This window comes from Arenimonas sp. (genome assembly GCF_022842045.1).
In the GTDB taxonomy this organism is placed as follows: domain Bacteria; phylum Pseudomonadota; class Gammaproteobacteria; order Xanthomonadales; family Xanthomonadaceae; genus Arenimonas.
Window position 1 is genome coordinate 1 of the sequence record NZ_JALHQI010000029.1, and the last position, 16,703, is coordinate 16,703.

A 16,703-nucleotide genomic window follows, 5' to 3' on the forward strand; every position below is an offset into this window, starting at 1 on the left:
GGCACCCGCCTGCGCGATGCCGAGGCGGCGCGCCGCGCGCTGGCGGCGCGGGCGCCGCGCGTCATCCCCGACGTCGACACCGCCGTAGCGGCCCGCCTCGCGGCCAGCCGCATGACGCCCGAGGCCGCACGCCTGATCGTCGAACGCAACCTGCGCCGGGTCGAGGGTGGCCACGCCTGGCGCAGCGATCCGCGGCTCACGCTGCCGAGCCAGCTGCGCCTGACCGAGGAAACGGTGCAGGCGATGCTGCGTGCGATCGAGGCGCCGGTGCTGGTGGTGGCGGCCGATCCGTCGCCGCCCTACTTCAGCCCCGAGGTGCGCAGCCAGCGCCTGGCCTGCCTGGCCGACGGCCGGCTCGAGGTGATCCCGGGCGGGCACCACCTGCACATGGAGCAGGCGGCGCGGGTGGCCGGGCCGCTGCGGGCGTTCCTGGCGGGCTAGTTGGCCGCCTGCAGGCTCAGCGACACCACTGACTGGCCGTCGAGGTCGTCGCGCAGGTTCACCAGCAGGCTGCGGCCGTCCTTCTCGAAGCCCAGCATCGAGCCGTCGGCGCCCTGCATGGACATCGTTTCCTTCCAGCCCGCGCCCGACTGGCCGCGGCGTATCTGCGAGAAAATTTCCGAGGCGGGTTCCGGGCTGCGCAGCACCACCGAGGTCGCCGGGCCCATCGTCATCACCGAGACGACCTGGTAGCTGGCGGGGAGCGTGACGTCGCCCGGGAAACCGTCGGGCAGCGGGACGTTCTCGCCGCTGCTGTGGACCAGCTCGCCCTGTTCGGTGCGGGCGGTGACGCGATGCACGCCGTCCTCGTCCTCGATGTCGACCTGCGCGCCGGTGCTGGCCTCCAGGGCCTGCTCGGCCAGTGCCTCGGACGCGGCCTCTTCGGAATTTCCGCAGGCCGACACCAGCAGGGCGAGCAGGGCGATGGACAGCAAGGTGCGAGGGGTGAGCATCGTGGGCTCCTGACCAGACGGGTCCCGCGCGGGGGGCCCTTCAGCGAATCAAACGCGCAAGCCGCCCCTTCAAGGCCAAGCCGTCGCCGCGCAGGTAGTCGCGCGCTTCCCGCCAGCCGGGCCAGCGGGCTTCGACCTCGCGCCAGAAGGCGCGGGAATGGTTGGCGTGGACCAGATGGCAGAGCTCGTGCACCAGCACGTACTCGAACGCGGATGGCCGGCCCAGCACCAGGCTCAGGTCGAGCTTGAGCTCGTCGCTGGGGCTGAGCGACCCCCACAGCGAGGACAGCGGCCGCAGCGTGAACTGGCGCGGCGCGCGCGGCAGGCCGGGCAGGTAGCGCGGCAGCCAGGCGCCCAGGTCCTGGCGCGCCTGCTGCTGGTAGAAGTCGCGCAGGCCGGCCTTGAGCTGCGCGTCGCTGGCGCGCTCGGGCAGCTGCAGCACGATGCCGTCGTCCTCCAGGCTGGCGCGGACGTAGCGGCCTTCGCGCCACTGCACGGGCACGTCTTCGCCGCGCAGGGGCAGGGCGTCGGTGCCGCCGCGCACCAGCGGCGCTTCGGCCAGCGCCGGCTGGCGCGCCAATTGGTCGGCCAGCCAATCGCGGTGTTCGTCCAGGAAAGCCACGGCCAGGCGCTCGGAAACACCGCGCGGCAGCGTGAGTCGCGCGCCCTTCTCGGTGACGATCAGCCGGAGCCGGCGCGCACGCGGGTCGCGGACCCAGCGCACGTCCACCGTGCGACCGTCAGCCAGCGCGAGCGGGCGCAGCTCGACGGCAGGCGGGGCGGGGCGGGTGAGCTTGAGGAACATGTCCAGACTTTAGCCGGAAGTCCCTCCTACAGGGGCGTGGCTCAGGCTTCGGCGGGGCTGAGCTTGAGGGCGGGTTCGAGCACGGCGAACAGGCGCTTGAGTTCGCCGGCCATCAGCGCGTAGCGGGCGTCGAGTTCGGCGTGCAGGCCGTCGCGTTCGGTGCCTTCGAGCTGGTCGACCACGCCGTCGAGGAACTTGAGCTTGCGCACCACCAGGTCTTCGCCGAGCACGAAGCTGACGTGGTCATCGAGCACCAGGGCCAGCTTGCTGACCTGCTTGCCGGACTCGAGGTGTTTCTTGATCTCGTCGCAGAGCAGCTCCTGGCGCTGGCACTTCACCACCGCGCCGCCATCGATGGGGTCCTTGAGCTCGCACTCGTCGCCCAGCACCAGGCCGGCCGGCAGCGGCTCGCCGGCGATCCAGCCGGTAAGCACCGCGCGCGCCGAGACTTCCGCGTTCAGCGGCAGCGCCGGGAAGCTGCCGAGTGCGTGGCGCAGCTCGGACACCACCGACTCGGCCGACTTCTTCGAGCTGGCGTCGACGGCGATGAAGCCGTGCTGCAGGTCGAGGGTGGCGTTGGTCTGCACCGGCCGCACGAAGGCGCGCGGCAGCAGCTCCATCACCAGGTCTTCCTTGAGCCGCTTGCGGGCGCGACCGCCGAGCTTGCGGCCTTCCTTCTCCTCCATCGCGGCGATGCGCTTGCCGAGCTCGTCGTTGACGACGGCACCGGGCAGCAAACGGTCTTCGCCGCCGAGGGTGATCCAGATCGCGTCGCCAACGCGGTGGCTCATGGCCTCGGCGTCACGGCCGAAGGGCGGGATGAAGCCGCGCGACATCAGCTCGGACGGACCGACCGGCTTGAGCCGGCATTCCTCCAGGCGGGCATCGAGTTCGGCGAGGGACTTGGCGACGGTGGTGGGGAAGCGGAAAAACGTCAGGTTGCGAAAGAACATCAAGTTTCCAGTGCAGAAGGATCGGGGTCGCCGGCCAGCCAGGCGTGGGCGTCGGGGAGCGGCGCGTCGGTGTGGCGGCCGAGGGCGGCGAAGTCGAACAGGCTGGCGTCGGCCAGCTGCGAGGGTCGCACGTCGGCCAGGGCCTTGGCGATGGTTTCGATGCGGCCCGGGCTTTCCTTCTCCCACGCGGCCAGCATTCTTCCTACCTGCTTGCGCTGCAGGTTCTCCTGCGAGCCGCACAGGGTGCAGGGGATGATGGGGAACTGCTTCCAGTCGGCGTAGTCGACCAGGTCGGCTTCGCGGCAGGTGATCAGCGGGCGGATCACCACGTGTTCGCCGTCATCGCTGGCCAGCTTCGGCGGCATCGAGGCCAGCTTGGCGTGGTGGAACAGGTTCATGAAGAACGTGGCCACCAGGTCGTCGCGGTGGTGGCCGAGCGCGATCTTGGTGAAGCCATTTTCCTTGGCGTGCCGGTACAGCGCGCCGCGGCGCAGGCGCGAGCACAGCGAGCACATGGTCTTGCCTTCCGGCACCACGCGCTTGACCACCGAGTAGGTGTCCTGCTCGATGATGGTGAAGGGCACGCCGATCGAGCGCAGGTAGTCGGGCAGCACGTGTTCCGGGAAGCCGGGCTGCTTCTGGTCGAGGTTCACCGCCACCAGTTCGAAGCGCACGGGCGCCTTCTTCTGCAGCTGCAGCAGGACATCGAGCATGGTGTAGCTGTCCTTGCCGCCCGACAGGCACACCATCACCTTGTCGCCCTCCTCGATCATCCCGTAGTCGGCGATGGCCTGGCCCACCTGGCGGCGCAGCCGCTTGGCCAGCTTGTGGCGCTCGTGGCTGGCCTTGCGGGGGATCGGGTCGTGGAGGGGCAGCGTCATGGCGGCCATTTTACCTATGGAAGGGGTAAGCTTTGGGGCAACCGGAGACGCCGATGGCCGACGAAGACCTTGCCAGGATTGCCGCGCAGCTGGTCGAACTGAAGGTCGAGCACCGCGACCTCGACGAGGTGATCGGCCGGCTCGCCGCCAGCATCGAGGCCGACGAGCTCGCCATCAAGCGCCTGAAGAAGCGCAAGCTCAAGATCAAGGACATGATCGCCGCGCTCGAAAGCCGGCTGATCCCCGACCTCGACGCCTGAGCCGCGGGCTCAGGCCTCGGTCGAGCCCGTTTTCGCCGGCAGCGCCACCTGGGTGCTGGTCGCGCGGCTCACCGCCTCGGGCGAAAGCTTGGAAATGGTGTGGCGCAGGTCGCGGCCCAGCACCACCTTGGCGTCCTTCTCCCAGACCATCATCTGCTCGTCGAAGTCGAGCTTGCCGTCCGGGCAGATCCACACCAGCTTCAGTTCGCGCAGCTTCTGGATGAAGCCTCGGAACAGCGACTTGTCGAAGAACTCCGGCGCGGCCGGCGCGTACAGCAGGCTCAGGCGCTGGGCGGTCAGCTGGCACAGGGTCTCGAGCTCGCCCGCGCTGAGCGTGCGCGGCCCGTTCTTCACCAGCGTGGTGATGGCGATGAAGTAGCGCTCGAACGCCTGCTGCAGGCTGTGCGAGATCACGCGCAGGCGGAAGACCTCGTCGGTCTGCCCCGGGCCACGCGTGAGGTAGCCGCCCTCGTCCTCGCTGGCGACGCTGAGCAGGCCTTCGGCCACGAACAGGTCCAGCGTGGCGTCCAGGCGCTCGGCGAACTCCTCCGGCGTCCACGGCAGGAACAGCTCGTCCTGCACGAAGGGATAGATGGTGCGCCCCAGCCGCAGCAGGCCGGCGCGGCTCATGCGGCGGTTGTTCTGGAAGCACAGCGCCACCCAGCTCGCGGCCGCGAACAGGTGCAGCACGTTGTTGCGGAAGTAGCTCTGCAGCACCGCCGTCTCGCCCTCGATGCTGATCACGTCGCCCAGCGGGTGCACGGTGCGGGTCAGCACGCCGATCTTCTGGCCGTAGGCGATCATCTCGGCCGGCTCCATCGCGGTGACGGTGACGCGGTCGGAATACGGCAGCTTCGCCAGCAGCTTCTTCGACAGCGCCAGCTGCGCCAGCAGGTCAGCCTCGGACATCGCGTGCTTGGGCGTGGCCAGCAGGGCCAGGGCCAGCAGGTTCACCGGGTTCACGTCGGCGGCGCGGTTGATGTTGACCTGGATCTGCTGGGCCAGCTCGGCCACGGCCGGGTTGATCCAGGTGGGCTTGTCTTCGGGGTCGGCGTTGCGCTCGCGCCAGTCCGGTGCGTGCCGGGCCAGCACGTCGTCCAGGAAGATCGGCTCGCCGAAGTTCACCGCGACCTTGCCATAGTGCTGGCGCAGGATGCCGGCGCCGGCCTTGACCAGCGCCCAGATGGTTTCCTTTTCCTTGGGCTGGCCGGTCAGCTCGTCGAGGTAGCTCTTGCCTTCGATCAGCTTCTCGTAGCCGATGTACACCGGCTGGAACACCACCGGCCGCCGCGGCGCGCGCAGGAAGGCCTTGATGGTCATCACGATCATGCCGCCCTTGGGCTGCAGCAGGCGGCCGGTGCGCGAGCGCCCGCCCTCGATGAAGTATTCGAGCGAGAAGCCTTCGCCGACCAGCTGCGCCACGTACTCGCCCAGCACCGCCGCGTAGAGCGCGTTGCCCTTGATCGAGCGGCGGATGAAGAAGGCGCCGCCACGGCGCAGGATCGGCCCGATCACCGGCATGTTGAGGTTGATGCCGGCCACGATGTGCGGCGGCACGATGCCGCGCGTGTACAGCAGGTAGCTCAGCAGCAGGTAGTCCATGTGGCTGCGGTGGCAGGGCACGTAGACCACTTCGTGCCCGGGCGCGACCTGCTTGAGCGTGTCGAGGTGGTTGACGTTGACGCCGTCGTAGATGCGGTTCCAGAAGCCGGTGAGCGCGAACGAGGCCGAGCGCACCACCGGGTTGGAATAGTCGGCGGCGATTTCCCAGGCGAAGCGGTGCGCCTTCTTCCAGGCCTCGAGGTATTCGGTGCCGTCCTTGCGGGCCTGGTCGGTGATCGACTTGCGCACTGGCTCGGCGTCCAGCACCCGGTCCACCAGCAGGCGGCGGGTGGACAGGTCGGGGCCGATGACCGCGGTCTTGATGCGGCGGAAGTGGGCACGCAGCACGCGGCTGACCTTGCGCACCTGGCGTTCGTGCGGCAGCTCTTCGCCCAGGATTTCCCAGACACGCACGCCGGGCGAGAATTGCACCACGGTGTCGCGGCCGTTGAGCAGGATCGCCAGCAGGCGGCGGAAGCGGCCGACCAGGGCCCAGTTCTCCGAGAACAGCACCGAGAACCAGCCCGACTGCCGCGCCGGGGCCCGGCCGACGAAGATCGACACCGGCACCAGCTGCACGTCCTGGTCCGGGTACAGGCGGTGCGCCATCAGCAGTCGCGAGAGCGCGTCGGAGTGGCTGCGGTTCTTGGGCCGCCCGAACAGGCCGGCGCGCCGGCGCGACAGCGCCACGTAGGCGCGCTTGCGGCCGAGCGGGTCGCCCGGCAGCGCGGCCAGCGGCGAGGGCAGGCCGGCTTCGCGGCAGGCACGGTCCAGGATCAGGGTGTTCGACAGCCCGTAGGTCTCGATGACGTAGCAGATCGGGCGGTCGAGGTCGAAGGGCGGCGTGGCCGGCTCGCGGTGGATCTCGATCCAGGGCTGCAGCAGCTTTTCAATGAAGCGCGCCCACAGGGGCGGCTTCGCGGTCGGGCGCGGCGGCGGGGCGGCCGGGGAGGGTGTGGCATCCATGGGCGGTCCGGGGCTCAGCGGGCGGTGCCGTCGCCGTCGGTGGCCGGCGCGGCTGCGCCAGCGACTTCGGCCTCCGCCTCGGCCAGCTCGGCCTCGGCGTCGCGGATGGCGTTGGCGCCGTACCAGGCGCCGTCGCGGCGGAGCATCTCCATCTCGAAGGCCACGGTCTTGCCCTGCAGCGGGTAGCTGACCTTCACGGTGGCGGTGTCGCCCTCGGCGGCCACCAGCTCGGCGCGGACGCCGTCCAGCATCGCGTCCGGGTCCAGGCCGTAGACGCGCAGGATCGACTTGGTGCCGGCCAGGGCGATGCCGGCCTTTTCCATGGCCGGGCCGTGGGTGAGGGCACGGACCTCGGCCAGGGTCGGCAGCTGCAGTTCGCGGGCGGTGTCGACGGCGACGGCGATGGCCTGGCGGCCGCGCTCGCGGTCGGTGAACAGGGCCGGGTCGGCCCAGTCGATCAGCTGGGTGGCGACGTCGGTGCCGTGCGCTTTCTCGTCCTCGTTGAGCTCGGTGTTGGCCTGGATGGCGGCCGTCAGGAAGATGGTGGCGGTGGCCTGCATCAGCGGCCACTGGCCGCCGATCTCCTGCTCGAGCCGGGCCAGCTGCTGGTCCAGGTCGCGGGCCAGGTCTTCCTCGGCGCCGGGGGCCAGCAGGCGGGCCATCAGGCGGTCGTACTTCTCGGCGTCCTCGTCCGAGGCCGGCGCGGCCTCGGCGGCGCGACGGTCCCAGAGGGCGGCGCTGCGGGCGTGCAGGTCCGGCGGCAGGCTCAGGTGGCTGTAGCGCACCAGGTCGTTCTGGCGCAGCGCGGCGGCCATGGACTCGACGGCCTCGACCGGGTCGCCGGGCGCGCGCGCTTCGTCGGCCGGGGTCTCGCGCTTGCAGGCGGCGAGCACCAGGGTGAGCAGCAGCAGGGCGAGCAGGGCCCGCAGGGGCAGTCTTGGCGTCATGCGAGGGGCGGCTGGCAGTGGTGTCCGGGGGGCTGAATCTAGCAGATCGGGGCCCCGGGCCCGGGATCGGGCCGGTTTCCCGGCCAGCCCGGCTTCAGGCCGCGAAGGCCCGGGCGATCTGGACCTGGATGGCCTCGGCGGCGGCCGCCGGGTCGGCGGCCTGGCGGATCGGGCGACCCACCACGATGTGGTCGGCCCCGGCCGCGAAGGCCTGCGGGACGTCCACCGTGCGCTTCTGGTCGTCGCCGGCCGGGCCCGCCGGGCGGATGCCAGGGCAGACGATCAGGAAGCCCGGGCCGTTGGCCCGGCGCAGGGCGGCGGCCTCCTGGCCGGAGGCGATGACGCCGTCGCAGCCGGCGGCGCGGGCGGCGGCGGCGCGCTCGAGCACCACTTCGGAGGGCTCACGATCGATGCCCAATTGGCGAAGATCGTTGCGATCCATCGAGGTCAGCACGGTCACCGCCAGCAGCTTGATGGCGCCCTTCTCCTGCGAAGCGGCGCGCATCATGCCGTCATGTTGGCCATGGATGGTGCAAAACGAAACCGGGTAGCGGGCCAGTCCCTTGATCGTGGCGCCGACGGTGGCCGGCACGTCGTGGAACTTCAGGTCCACGAACACCTGCTTGCCCCGCCCCGCCAGCTCCTCCAGCACCCGGAAGTAGTCGCCGCTGGTCAGCAGCTCCATGCCGATCTTGTAGAAGGACACGCTGTCGCCCAGTCGGTCGACCCAGGCGCGGGCCTCGGCGGCGGTGGAAACGTCGAGGGCGAAGATCAGGCGATCGCGGACGGGGATCATGGCGCCCGGCTTACTCGGCGTAGTCCAGGGCGTCGAGCTTCATCTGGCGGCGCTCGGCCTCGGGCAGGGTCCAGGCGTTGTTGAACAGCGCCGGTTCCCAGCTGCCGTAGGTCGGGTTGGGAAGCACGAACCAGCGCTCGCCGATCCAGCCTGCGTAGGGCGCCATGGCCTGCTCGCGGCCGGCCGGGGTGTTGGCCGAGATGGTGACCATGTCGCCGATCTGGTCGCCGAACTGCATCAGCACCCGGTGGGTCTTCGAGACGTGCTTGCGGCGGCAGCCCTTCTCCGAGCCTTCCTGCTCGCAGTCGTCGACGAAGAAGCCCAGGCCCAGGAACTGGTCGCCGGACTGGATCGGGAAGCCGAGCTCGCGAAGGTTGGCCAGGGTCGGCTCCTCGAGGTGGGCCGCGCGGTTGCTGAGGTAGAACACGGTGACGCCGCGGGCGGCCGCGGCCTGCGCGAACTCAAGCGCGCCCGGGACCGGCTTGGCCTTTTCCTCGCGGACCCAGGCGTCCCAGGTCACTTCGTCGTAGAAGGCGCCGTCGCGGACCAGGCGGGCCTGGTAGGGCGAGTTGTCGAGCACGGTCTCGTCGATGTCCACGATCACCGCCGGCGGCAGGCCGGCCGCGGGGGCCAGGCGCTCGTCCGGGGTCAGGGCGTCCCAGTCCGGGGTCTTCAGCGCACGGTCGAGCTGGTAGAGCGCGCTGCGGAAGGTCTGGCCGGCCAGCAGGCGGTATTCCAGCGAAGCTTGCACCCAGGCGACGGCGTTGAGGTTGTCGTTGTGGCCCGGGCCGGCGGCGGGGGCCAGCTGCGCGGTCGGCGCAGGCTCGGCCGGCGCGGCGACGGGCGCCTCGCGCGTGGGCACCGCCTGGCAGGCGGCCAGGGCGAGCGCGAGGGCGGAGACGGCGAGGGTCTTGGTGAAGGTCATGGTCTGGCGTCCGTTCGTGATGGCGCGGAGTTTACCGGGGTCCGGTGGTGGGGTCATGACAGGGGGAATAGGAAATAGTGAATAGGAGGTAGGAGGTAGTGAAGAGCAGCTGACAAGCCGTAAAGCAGTGAGGCAGCACCACCGCCCGCTTTTCACTACCTCCTACCTCCTATTCACTATTTCCTATCTCCATTTCCCGTCTACCGCCCTCAGCCGTCGCCGAACAGGGCGGCAATCGCGTCCATGTGGGCGCGGCCGCGCTGCTTCTTCTCGGCGGTTTCGCGCTCCGGGTCGGTGCCGTCGCGCAGCAGGTCGCCCGGCGGAAGTTCGTCGAGGAAGCGGCTGGGCAGCAGGTGGTCGACGCTGCCCCAGCGCTTGATCTCGGCGCTGTGCGACAGATAGAGCCGCTCCTTCGCGCGGGTGATGCCCACGTACATCAGGCGGCGCTCTTCCTCGAGCCGGTTTTCCTCGAGGCTGGCCTCGTGCGGCAGGTTGCCGTCCTCGCAGCCGACCACGAACACGGCGCGGAACTCCAGGCCCTTGGCCGCGTGCAGGCTCATCAGGCGCACGGCGTTGCCGGGCTCGCCGCGGTCGGCGTTCGAGAGCAGGGCCAGCTGCGCGGCCAGCTCGCCGGGGCCGCCGCCGCGGGCGCCTTCGAACCACGAGGCCAGTTCCTCGAGGTTGGCCTTGCGGCGCAGGAAGCTGGCTTCGTCCTTGCACTGGCTGCGCACCATCGCCAACAGGCCGCTTTGCTCGGCGAGCATCGGCACCAGCTCGGCGGGCGTCACTTTCTCGGCGGCGTCGCGGAGCCTGTCGACGATGCGGCTGAATTCGTCCAGGCCGGCGGCCGCACGCGGGGTCAGCTGCTTCAGGAAGCCGACCTGGCCCGCCGCCACCGACATCGGCAGGCCGGCCTGCTGCGCCATCGCGGACAGTTTCTCCAGCGTCGTGGCGCCGACCTCGCGCTTGGGCGCGGCGATCGCGCGCAGGAAGGCGGCGTCGTTGTCGGGGTTGGCCAGCACCTGCAGCCAGCACAGCGCGTCCTTCACCTCGGCGCGGTCGAGGAACTTGGTGCCGCCGGTGAGGTGGTAGGGGATGCGCAGCAGCTGCAGCGCCTTTTCCAGCGGCCGCGACTGGTGGTTGCCCCGGAACAGGATCGCCATCTCGCCCCAGGGGATTTCCTTGCCCTGGTGCAGGTAGTGGATCTCGGCGGCGACGCGCTCGGCCTCGTGCTCGTTGTTGGTGCAGGCCCACACGCGCACCGGCTCGCCGTCGCCGTGCTGGCTCCAGAGCTGCTTGAGGTGGGCGTGCGGGTTCTTCGCGATCAGGGTGTTGGCGCAGCGCAGGATGCGGCTGGTGCAGCGGTAGTTCTGCTCGAGCTTGATGACCTTGAGGTTCGGGTAGTCCTGGCCCAGCAGGTCGAGGTTCTCGGGCTGGGCGCCGCGCCAGGCGTAGATGCTCTGGTCGTCGTCGCCGACGCAGGTGATGTTGCCCTTGGTGCCGGCCAGCTGGCGCAGCAGGCGGTACTGGGCGCCGTTGGTGTCCTGGCACTCGTCCACCAGCAGGTAGCGGATGCGCTCGCGCCAGCCGGCGGCGAGGTCGGGGTCGGCTTCGAGCAGGGTCAGGGGCAGGCGGATCAGGTCGTCGAAATCCACCGCGTTGAAGGCCTGCAGGCGGGCCTGGTAGCGGGCGTAGATGCCGGCGGCCTCGCGCTCGCGGGCCGAGCGGGCGGCCTCGGCGGCCTGCTCCGGGGAAAGCGCGTTGTTCTTGGCGGCGCTGATCAGGTTCTGTATCGAGTACAGGGCGTCGTTCTTCAGGCCCGGCGTGGCCAGGTCCTTGATGATCGCCATCTGGTCGTCGCCGTCGAAGATCGAGAAGCCGCGGCGCAGCTTCGCGCGCTCGTGCTCGATCTGCAGGAAGCGCAGGCCCAGGGAGTGGAAGGTGGTGACCATCAGGCCTTCGGCGGCCTCTCCCTTCACGCGCTTGGCCACGCGCTCGCGCATCTCGCGGGCGGCCTTGTTGGTGAAGGTGATGGCGGCGATGTGCCGCGCTTCGTGCCGCCCGGTGGCGATCAGGTGCGCGATCTTCTCGGTGATGACCCGCGTCTTGCCGCTGCCCGCGCCGGCGAGCACGAGCAAGGGGCCGCCGACGTAGGCGACGGCTTCTTTCTGGGGGGGGTTGAGGCCGTGCATGAGGGCCGGGATTGTACCGGCTCGGCCGACCCCTGTAGGAGGGCCTTCAGGCCCGAAGCTTTTCGGCGAACCGCTTCGGGCCCGAAGGCCCTCCTACAGGGGACGGAAAGGTAGAATCGCGGGGCATGTTGACGATCGGCCCCACCGTGTCCATCCCCGACGACGAGCTGGTCGAGCGCTTCGTGCGCTCGAGCGGTCCGGGCGGGCAGAACGTGAACAAGGTGGCCACGGCGGTGGAGCTGCGCTTCGCCGTGGCCAACTCGCCGTCCTTGCCCGAACCGGTGCGCGCCCGCCTGCTGGCGCGCAGCGACCGCCGGCTCACCGACGAGGGCGTGCTGGTGCTCAGCGCCCAGCGCTTCCGCACCCAGGACCGCAACCGCGAGGACGCCCGCGAGCGCCTGGCGGCGCTGATCGCCGCCGTGCTGGTGCCGCCGAAGAAGCGCATCGCCACCAAGCCGACCAAGGGCTCGAAGGAGCGCCGGCTCGGCGCCAAGCGCGAGCGCTCCACCGTGAAGAAGCAGCGCCGCAGCAGCGGCTGGGACAAGGAATGACCCGCATCCCGGTAATGCCCCCCTCCGCGCCGCGCAACGGCAGCGCCTTCGGGCGCTGGCTCGGCCGCAGCCTGCTGCGCCTGGGCGGCTGGCGCATCGAGGGCGACTGGCCCGACCTGCCCAAGCTGGTGGTGATCGTCGCGCCGCACTCCTCGGGCTGGGATGCCGTCTGGGGGCTGGCCGCGAAGCTGGCGATGGGCGTGGACATCACCTTCATCGCCAAGGCGGAGTTGTTCCGCGGCCCGCTGGGCTGGCTGCTCCGCAAGTTCGGCGGCCATCCGGTCGACCGCAGTGCGCCCGGCGGCATCGTCGAGCAGACCGCCGCCGAGATCCGCCGCGCCGAGCGCATGTGGTTCGTGCTCGCGCCCGAAGGCACCCGCAAGCGCGTCGAGCGCTGGAAGCCCGGCTTCTGGAAGATCGCGCGCCAGGCCGGCGTGCCGGTGTTCTGCGCCGCCTTCCACTATCCGTCGAAGCAGATCCTGCTCGACCAGCTCTTCCATCCCGGGGATGACTACGAGGCCGACATGGCCCGCCTCCGCGCCATCTACCGCCCGCACGTGGGCAAGAACCGCGACACGCTGTGAAGCCTGTAGGAGGGCCTTCAGTCCCGAAGCCTTTCGCCGAAAAGCTTCGGGACTGAAGTCCCTCCTACCGGAAGCTCAGCGTTCGGAGTGGCCGGCGTCGAAGTAGTCGCGGCGCTCGAACAGGCCCGGTTTCACCAGGTCGATGAAGGCGCGCGCCTGCGGGCTGAGGTACTTGCCCTTGCGCATCACCACGCCGTAGCTGCGCGGCGGGAAGTACTCGCCGAGGTTGCGCGCGACCAGCCGCTGTTCGTCGGCCTCGGTGAGGCAGATGCTGGTCACGATCGAGATGCCCAGGCCCATCGCCACGTACTGCTTGATCACCTCCCAGCCGCCCACCTCCAGCGCCACCGTGAACGGCACCCGCTGCTGCTGGAACACCAGGTCCACCAGCCGGTAGGTCGTCAGGCGCCGTGGCGGAAGGATCAGGCCATAGGGTGTGAGGTCTTCGAGCTTGAGGTCGGGCTTCTCGGCCAGCGGGTGCCCGGGCGGGCAGATCAGCATCGGGTCGAAGGAGTAGACCGGCGCGTAGGCCAGGTCGGTGGGCACGTCCAGCATCGAGCCCACGGCCAGGTCGACGCCGTCCGAGCGCAGCAGGCCCAGGCCGTCCTGGCCGGTGACGTTGTGCAGCACCAGCTGCACCTCCGGGTGCTGGGCCCGGAAGGCCTGCACCAGCTTGGGCAGCAGGTAGAGGATGGTGGAGCTGCCGGCCGCCACGTGCAGCTCGCCGGCCTGCAGGCCCTTGATCTTGCTGCGGAATTCCCCGTCCAGGCCGTCCAGGCCCTCCACCAGCGGCCGCGCCAGGTCATACAGCACCTGGCCCTCGCGGGTCAGGCTGAAGCGGCGGCCGATCCGCTCGAACAGGGCCGTGCCCAGTTCCCGCTCCAGCGCCTGCAGCTGCAGGGTCACGGCCGGCTGGCTGAGGAACAGGGCCTCGGCCGCCCGCGACACCGAACCCAGCCGGGCCACCTGGCAAAAGGCCCGCAGCGGCTTCAGGCGGTCGCCCTTGTAGTAGAAGCGGGGGTTGCCGGTGGCCATAAGCCCTTGTTCCGAAGCAAATATAAGCTTGGGTAATACTAACTATCAAAACATATGTTTTGTCAAAGTCCATTCCGGGGCCTAGGTTCGGTCCATCGAATCCCTCAGGAGTCATGGCCATGGCCGGAGACGCAGCCCGCACCGTTCCGCCCCTTTCGCTCACCGGCCCGCGCCTGGCCGGACAGGAAGACCTGCTGACCCCGGCTGCCCAGGCCTTCCTGGTCGACCTGCACCGCGCCTTCGAGGCCACCCGACAGCAGCGCCTCGCGGCCCGCGCCCAGCGCCAGGCCCGCTTCGACGCCGGCGAGCTGCCCGATTTCCGCGAGGACACCCGCGCCGTCCGCGACGGCGACTGGACCGTCGCGCCGCTGCCGGCCGCCCTGCAGGACCGCCGGGTGGAGATCACCGGCCCGGTCGACCCGAAGATGGTCATCAACGCGCTCAACTCCGGCGCCAACTGCTACATGGCCGACTTCGAGGACAGCACCTGCCCGACCTGGGAGAACCTGTTGGTCGGCCAGCGCGCCCTGCGCAAGGCGGTCACCGGCCAGCTCGATTGGATGGCGCCGGACGGCAGCAAGCACTACGTGCTCGATCCGGCTTCGAAGACCGTGCTGATCGTGCGTCCGCGCGGCTGGCACCTGGACGAGAAGCACGTGCTGGTGGACGGCCAGCGCATGAGCGGCAGCCTGTTCGACCTGGGCCTGTTCGCCTTCCACAACGCCGCCGGCCTGCACGCGAAGGACCGTGGCCCGTACTTCTACCTGCCCAAGCTCGAATGCATGGAAGAGGCCGCGCTGTGGGACGACGTACTGGCCTTCGCCGAGCAGCGCCTGGGCCTGCCCGTCGGCACCATGAAGGTCACCGTGCTGATCGAGACGCTGCCCGCGGTGTTCGAGATGCACGAGATCCTGCACGCGCTGCGCGGCCGCATCGCCGGCCTGAACTGCGGCCGCTGGGACTACATCTTCAGCTACCTCAAGACCTTCCGCCGGCACCGCGACCGCGTGCTGCCCGAGCGCGGCCAGGTCGGCATGACCCAGCCCTTCCTCAAGGCCTACTCCGAGCTGCTGATCCAGACCTGCCACCGCCGCGGCGCCCACGCGATGGGCGGCATGGCGGCGCAGATCCCGATCGCCGGCGACCCGATCGCCAACGAGGAGGCGCTGGCCCGCGTGCGCGCCGACAAGCTGCGCGAAGCCAACGCCGGCCACGACGGCACGTGGGTGGCGCACCCGGCCCTGATCCCGGTGGCGCGCGAAGTCTTCGACGAGAAGATGCCGAGCCCGAACCAGCAGCAGGTGCGCCGCGAAGACGTCGCGGTGACCCGTGACGACCTGATCCGCCCGAGCCTGGGCACGATCACCCGCAAGGGCTTCGACAACAACGTGGAAGTCTGCGTGCGCTACATCGCGGCCTGGCTCGATGGCCAGGGCTGCGTACCCATCCACTGGCTGATGGAGGACGCCGCCACCGCCGAGATCGGACGCGCCCAGCTCTGGCAGTGGCTGCACATGGCCGACAACGGCGGCGGCCACCTGCACCTGGACGACGGCACGCCGGTCGACTTCTCGCTGTTCGACCGCGCGCTGATGACCCTGCCCTCGAAGCTGGCCGACCGGATGAAGCTGCCGGGCGGTTCGAAGATCAACGAGGCCATCGCGCTGCTCGACGAACTCACCCATGCCGACGAGCTGGTGCCGTTCCTGACGCTGCCGGCGTACGAGCGCCTCGGTTAGGCCACTCCCCTCTCCCCGGCCCTCTCTCCAAGGGGAGAGGGAGAAAAACTCTTGCCCCTCCTACCTCACTACCAAGGAACGACGACATGACCACGACCCTCCCCACCGCCGAGCAGCTCAAGAAGGAATGGGCCACCGACCCGCGCTGGGCCGGCATCGAGCGCGGCTACACTGCCGAGGAAGTGGTGCGCCTGCGCGGCACCGTCGCCGTCGAGCACTCGCTCGCCCGCCTCGGTGCCAACAAGCTGTGGAAGTACCTGGGCGAGAAGCCCTTCGTGAACGCGCTCGGCGCGCTCACCGGCAACCAGGCCATGCAGCAGGTCAAGGCCGGCCTCAACGCCATCTACCTCTCCGGCTGGCAGGTCGCGGCCGACGCCAACGTCGCCGGCGAGATGTATCCCGACCAGTCGCTGTATCCCGCCAACTCGGTGCCGTTGGTGGTCAAGCGCATCAACAATACCCTGCTGCGCGCCGACCAGCTCCACCACGCCGAAGGCAATGACTCCATCGACTTCCTGCAGCCGATCGTCGCCGACGCCGAGGCCGGCTTCGGCGGCGTGCTCAACGCCTTCGAGCTGATGAAGGCGATGATCGAGGCCGGCGCCGCCGGCGTGCACTTCGAGGACCAGCTGGCCAGCGTCAAGAAGTGCGGCCACATGGGCGGCAAGGTGCTGGTGCCCACCCAGGAAGCGATCCAGAAGCTGATCGCCGCGCGCCTGGCGGCCGACGTGATGAACGTGCCGACCCTGATCGTCGCCCGCACCGACGCCGAGGCGGCCGACCTGCTCACCAGCGACATCGACCCGAACGACCAGCCGTTCTGCACCGGCGAGCGCACCGTCGAGGGCTTCTACAAGACCCGCCCGGGCGCCGACCAGGCCATCAGCCGCGGCCTGGCCTACGCGCCCTACGCCGACCTGGTGTGGTGCGAGACGGGCAAGCCGGACCTCGCGTTCGCGAAGAAGTTCGCCGACGCCATCCACGCCAAGTACCCGGGCAAGATGCTGGCCTACAACTGCTCGCCGTCGTTCAACTGGAAGAAGAACCTCGACGACGCGACGATCGCCAAGTTCCAGAAGGAGCTGGCGGCCATGGGCTACAAGTTCCAGTTCATCACCCTGGCCGGCTTCCACTCGCTGAACTACTCGATGTTCAACCTGGCCTACGGTTACGCCCGCAACCAGATGAGCGCCTTCGTGGAGCTGCAGGAGGCCGAGTTCGCCGCCGCCGACAGGGGCTTCACGGCCGTGAAGCACCAGCGCGAGGTCGGCACCGGCTACTTTGACTCGGTCACCCAGGCCATCCAGGGCGGCCAGAGCTCGACCACGGCCCTGAAAGGCTCGACCGAGGAAGAGCAGTTCCACGGCGAGGCCAAGGCCGCCGCGGCCTGAGCCACCGGGAGAAACTTTCCCAACCGTGCCCCCGCGTGCGGCCGGGGCGGGGATGTGCGATGAAAGTCGCTGTCCCCGACCCCCGGGCTTGGATACACTCGGGCAGTCCCCCCTGCCGAGCCG

16 protein-coding genes are annotated in these 16,703 nt (G+C 69.9%); 6 read left to right on the forward strand and 10 right to left on the reverse strand.

Annotation, left to right across the window (positions count from 1 at the left end):
• Positions 1–441, forward strand: a 441-nt coding sequence (locus tag Q0C12_RS07865) for an alpha/beta hydrolase (RefSeq protein WP_290888600.1), incomplete at its 5' end; no start/stop codon positions are given.
• Here the strand turns inward: Q0C12_RS07865 and Q0C12_RS07870 are convergent.
• Genes Q0C12_RS07870 through ttcA form a run of 4 tightly spaced genes read right to left on the reverse strand, consistent with a single transcriptional unit; the run spans position 438 to position 3,601 of the window.
• Positions 438–953 (reverse strand): hypothetical protein, encoded by a 516-nt coding sequence (locus Q0C12_RS07870; RefSeq protein WP_290888603.1) that lies wholly within the window; start codon positions 951–953, stop codon positions 438–440. The two genes, Q0C12_RS07865 and Q0C12_RS07870, sit on opposite strands and share 4 nt — an antisense overlap.
• 40 nt (positions 954–993) lie before the next feature.
• Positions 994–1,758, reverse strand: a complete 765-nt coding sequence (locus tag Q0C12_RS07875) for a SprT family zinc-dependent metalloprotease (protein ID WP_290888605.1) — start codon at positions 1,756–1,758, stop codon at positions 994–996.
• 41 nt (positions 1,759–1,799) lie between these two features.
• Entirely contained in the window at positions 1,800–2,711 is a 912-nt protein-coding gene (locus tag Q0C12_RS07880) for a recombination-associated protein RdgC (RefSeq protein WP_290888608.1), read from the reverse strand.
• Positions 2,711–3,601, reverse strand: a complete 891-nt coding sequence (ttcA, locus tag Q0C12_RS07885; RefSeq protein WP_290888611.1) for a tRNA 2-thiocytidine(32) synthetase TtcA — start codon at positions 3,599–3,601, stop codon at positions 2,711–2,713. The genes Q0C12_RS07880 and ttcA overlap by 1 nt, the downstream gene beginning before the upstream one ends.
• Positions 3,602–3,645: 44 nt before the next feature.
• On the opposite strand from ttcA, the gene Q0C12_RS07890 reads away from it, so the two are divergent.
• Positions 3,646–3,852: a DUF465 domain-containing protein gene (locus tag Q0C12_RS07890; RefSeq protein WP_034212208.1), complete on the forward strand. Its 207-nt coding sequence runs from the start codon at positions 3,646–3,648 to the stop codon at positions 3,850–3,852.
• Between the two features lie 9 nt (positions 3,853–3,861).
• On the opposite strand, the gene plsB is transcribed toward Q0C12_RS07890, so the two are convergent.
• The 5 genes from plsB to Q0C12_RS07915 all read right to left on the reverse strand — a co-directional run bounded on the left by plsB (position 3,862) and on the right by Q0C12_RS07915 (position 11,280).
• Positions 3,862–6,420, reverse strand: a complete 2,559-nt coding sequence (plsB, locus tag Q0C12_RS07895; RefSeq protein ID WP_343212449.1) for a glycerol-3-phosphate 1-O-acyltransferase PlsB — start codon at positions 6,418–6,420, stop codon at positions 3,862–3,864.
• 14 nt (positions 6,421–6,434) lie between these two features.
• Positions 6,435–7,367, reverse strand: a complete 933-nt coding sequence (locus tag Q0C12_RS07900; protein ID WP_290888616.1) for a hypothetical protein — start codon at positions 7,365–7,367, stop codon at positions 6,435–6,437.
• A 94-nt stretch (positions 7,368–7,461) separates the two neighbouring features.
• The gene (gene pyrF, locus Q0C12_RS07905; RefSeq protein WP_290888619.1) at positions 7,462–8,163 is read right to left on the reverse strand and encodes an orotidine-5'-phosphate decarboxylase; all 702 of its coding nucleotides are present in this window, start codon (positions 8,161–8,163) and stop codon (positions 7,462–7,464) included.
• A 10-nt stretch (positions 8,164–8,173) separates the two neighbouring features.
• Positions 8,174–9,088 (reverse strand): HAD family acid phosphatase, encoded by a 915-nt coding sequence (locus Q0C12_RS07910; protein WP_290888622.1) that lies wholly within the window; start codon positions 9,086–9,088, stop codon positions 8,174–8,176.
• Positions 9,089–9,297: 209 nt separating this feature from the next.
• Positions 9,298–11,280 carry a UvrD-helicase domain-containing protein gene (locus tag Q0C12_RS07915; protein WP_290888624.1) on the reverse strand — a complete coding sequence of 661 codons (1,983 nt, stop codon included), beginning with the start codon at positions 11,278–11,280 and terminating at the stop codon, positions 9,298–9,300.
• A 125-nt stretch (positions 11,281–11,405) separates the two neighbouring features.
• Between Q0C12_RS07915 and arfB the strand changes: the two genes are divergently transcribed.
• Positions 11,406–11,831, forward strand: a complete 426-nt coding sequence (gene arfB, locus Q0C12_RS07920) for an alternative ribosome rescue aminoacyl-tRNA hydrolase ArfB (RefSeq protein ID WP_290888627.1) — start codon at positions 11,406–11,408, stop codon at positions 11,829–11,831.
• A gap of 14 nt (positions 11,832–11,845) precedes the next feature.
• The gene (locus Q0C12_RS07925) at positions 11,846–12,415 is read left to right on the forward strand and encodes a lysophospholipid acyltransferase family protein (RefSeq protein WP_290888630.1); all 570 of its coding nucleotides are present in this window, start codon (positions 11,846–11,848) and stop codon (positions 12,413–12,415) included.
• Between the two features lie 75 nt (positions 12,416–12,490).
• Here Q0C12_RS07925 and Q0C12_RS07930 read toward each other — a convergent pair whose 3' ends face one another.
• Complete coding sequence (locus Q0C12_RS07930; RefSeq protein ID WP_290888633.1) at positions 12,491–13,450, reverse strand: LysR family transcriptional regulator; 960 nt, start codon at positions 13,448–13,450, stop codon at positions 12,491–12,493.
• Between the two features lie 113 nt (positions 13,451–13,563).
• Here Q0C12_RS07930 and aceB point away from each other — a divergent pair, with 113 nt between their 5' ends.
• Positions 13,564–15,189 carry a malate synthase A gene (gene aceB / locus Q0C12_RS07935; RefSeq protein WP_290888635.1) on the forward strand — a complete coding sequence of 542 codons (1,626 nt, stop codon included), beginning with the start codon at positions 13,564–13,566 and terminating at the stop codon, positions 15,187–15,189.
• Positions 15,190–15,275: 86 nt separating this feature from the next.
• The gene (aceA, locus tag Q0C12_RS07940) at positions 15,276–16,580 is read left to right on the forward strand and encodes an isocitrate lyase (protein WP_290888638.1); all 1,305 of its coding nucleotides are present in this window, start codon (positions 15,276–15,278) and stop codon (positions 16,578–16,580) included.
• Positions 16,581–16,703: the final 123 nt, after the last annotated feature.

What these genes read in the sequence shown, in the direction of transcription:
- Q0C12_RS07870 (WP_290888603.1), bottom strand. Translation starts at nt 953, where the DNA reads ATGCTCACCCCTCGCACCTTGCTGTCCATCGCCCTGCTCGCCCTGCTG.
- Q0C12_RS07875 (WP_290888605.1), bottom strand. Translation starts at nt 1,758, where the DNA reads ATGTTCCTCAAGCTCACCCGCCCCGCCCCGCCTGCCGTCGAGCTGCGC.
- Q0C12_RS07880 (WP_290888608.1), bottom strand. Translation starts at nt 2,711, where the DNA reads ATGTTCTTTCGCAACCTGACGTTTTTCCGCTTCCCCACCACCGTCGCC.
- ttcA (WP_290888611.1), bottom strand. Translation starts at nt 3,601, where the DNA reads ATGGCCGCCATGACGCTGCCCCTCCACGACCCGATCCCCCGCAAGGCC.
- Q0C12_RS07890 (WP_034212208.1), top strand. Translation starts at nt 3,646, where the DNA reads ATGGCCGACGAAGACCTTGCCAGGATTGCCGCGCAGCTGGTCGAACTG.
- plsB (WP_343212449.1), bottom strand. Translation starts at nt 6,420, where the DNA reads ATGGATGCCACACCCTCCCCGGCCGCCCCGCCGCCGCGCCCGACCGCG.
- Q0C12_RS07900 (WP_290888616.1), bottom strand. Translation starts at nt 7,367, where the DNA reads ATGACGCCAAGACTGCCCCTGCGGGCCCTGCTCGCCCTGCTGCTGCTC.
- pyrF (WP_290888619.1), bottom strand. Translation starts at nt 8,163, where the DNA reads ATGATCCCCGTCCGCGATCGCCTGATCTTCGCCCTCGACGTTTCCACC.
- Q0C12_RS07910 (WP_290888622.1), bottom strand. Translation starts at nt 9,088, where the DNA reads ATGACCTTCACCAAGACCCTCGCCGTCTCCGCCCTCGCGCTCGCCCTG.
- Q0C12_RS07915 (WP_290888624.1), bottom strand. Translation starts at nt 11,280, where the DNA reads ATGCACGGCCTCAACCCCCCCCAGAAAGAAGCCGTCGCCTACGTCGGC.
- arfB (WP_290888627.1), top strand. Translation starts at nt 11,406, where the DNA reads ATGTTGACGATCGGCCCCACCGTGTCCATCCCCGACGACGAGCTGGTC.
- Q0C12_RS07925 (WP_290888630.1), top strand. Translation starts at nt 11,846, where the DNA reads ATGCCCCCCTCCGCGCCGCGCAACGGCAGCGCCTTCGGGCGCTGGCTC.
- Q0C12_RS07930 (WP_290888633.1), bottom strand. Translation starts at nt 13,450, where the DNA reads ATGGCCACCGGCAACCCCCGCTTCTACTACAAGGGCGACCGCCTGAAG.
- aceB (WP_290888635.1), top strand. Translation starts at nt 13,564, where the DNA reads ATGGCCATGGCCGGAGACGCAGCCCGCACCGTTCCGCCCCTTTCGCTC.
- aceA (WP_290888638.1), top strand. Translation starts at nt 15,276, where the DNA reads ATGACCACGACCCTCCCCACCGCCGAGCAGCTCAAGAAGGAATGGGCC.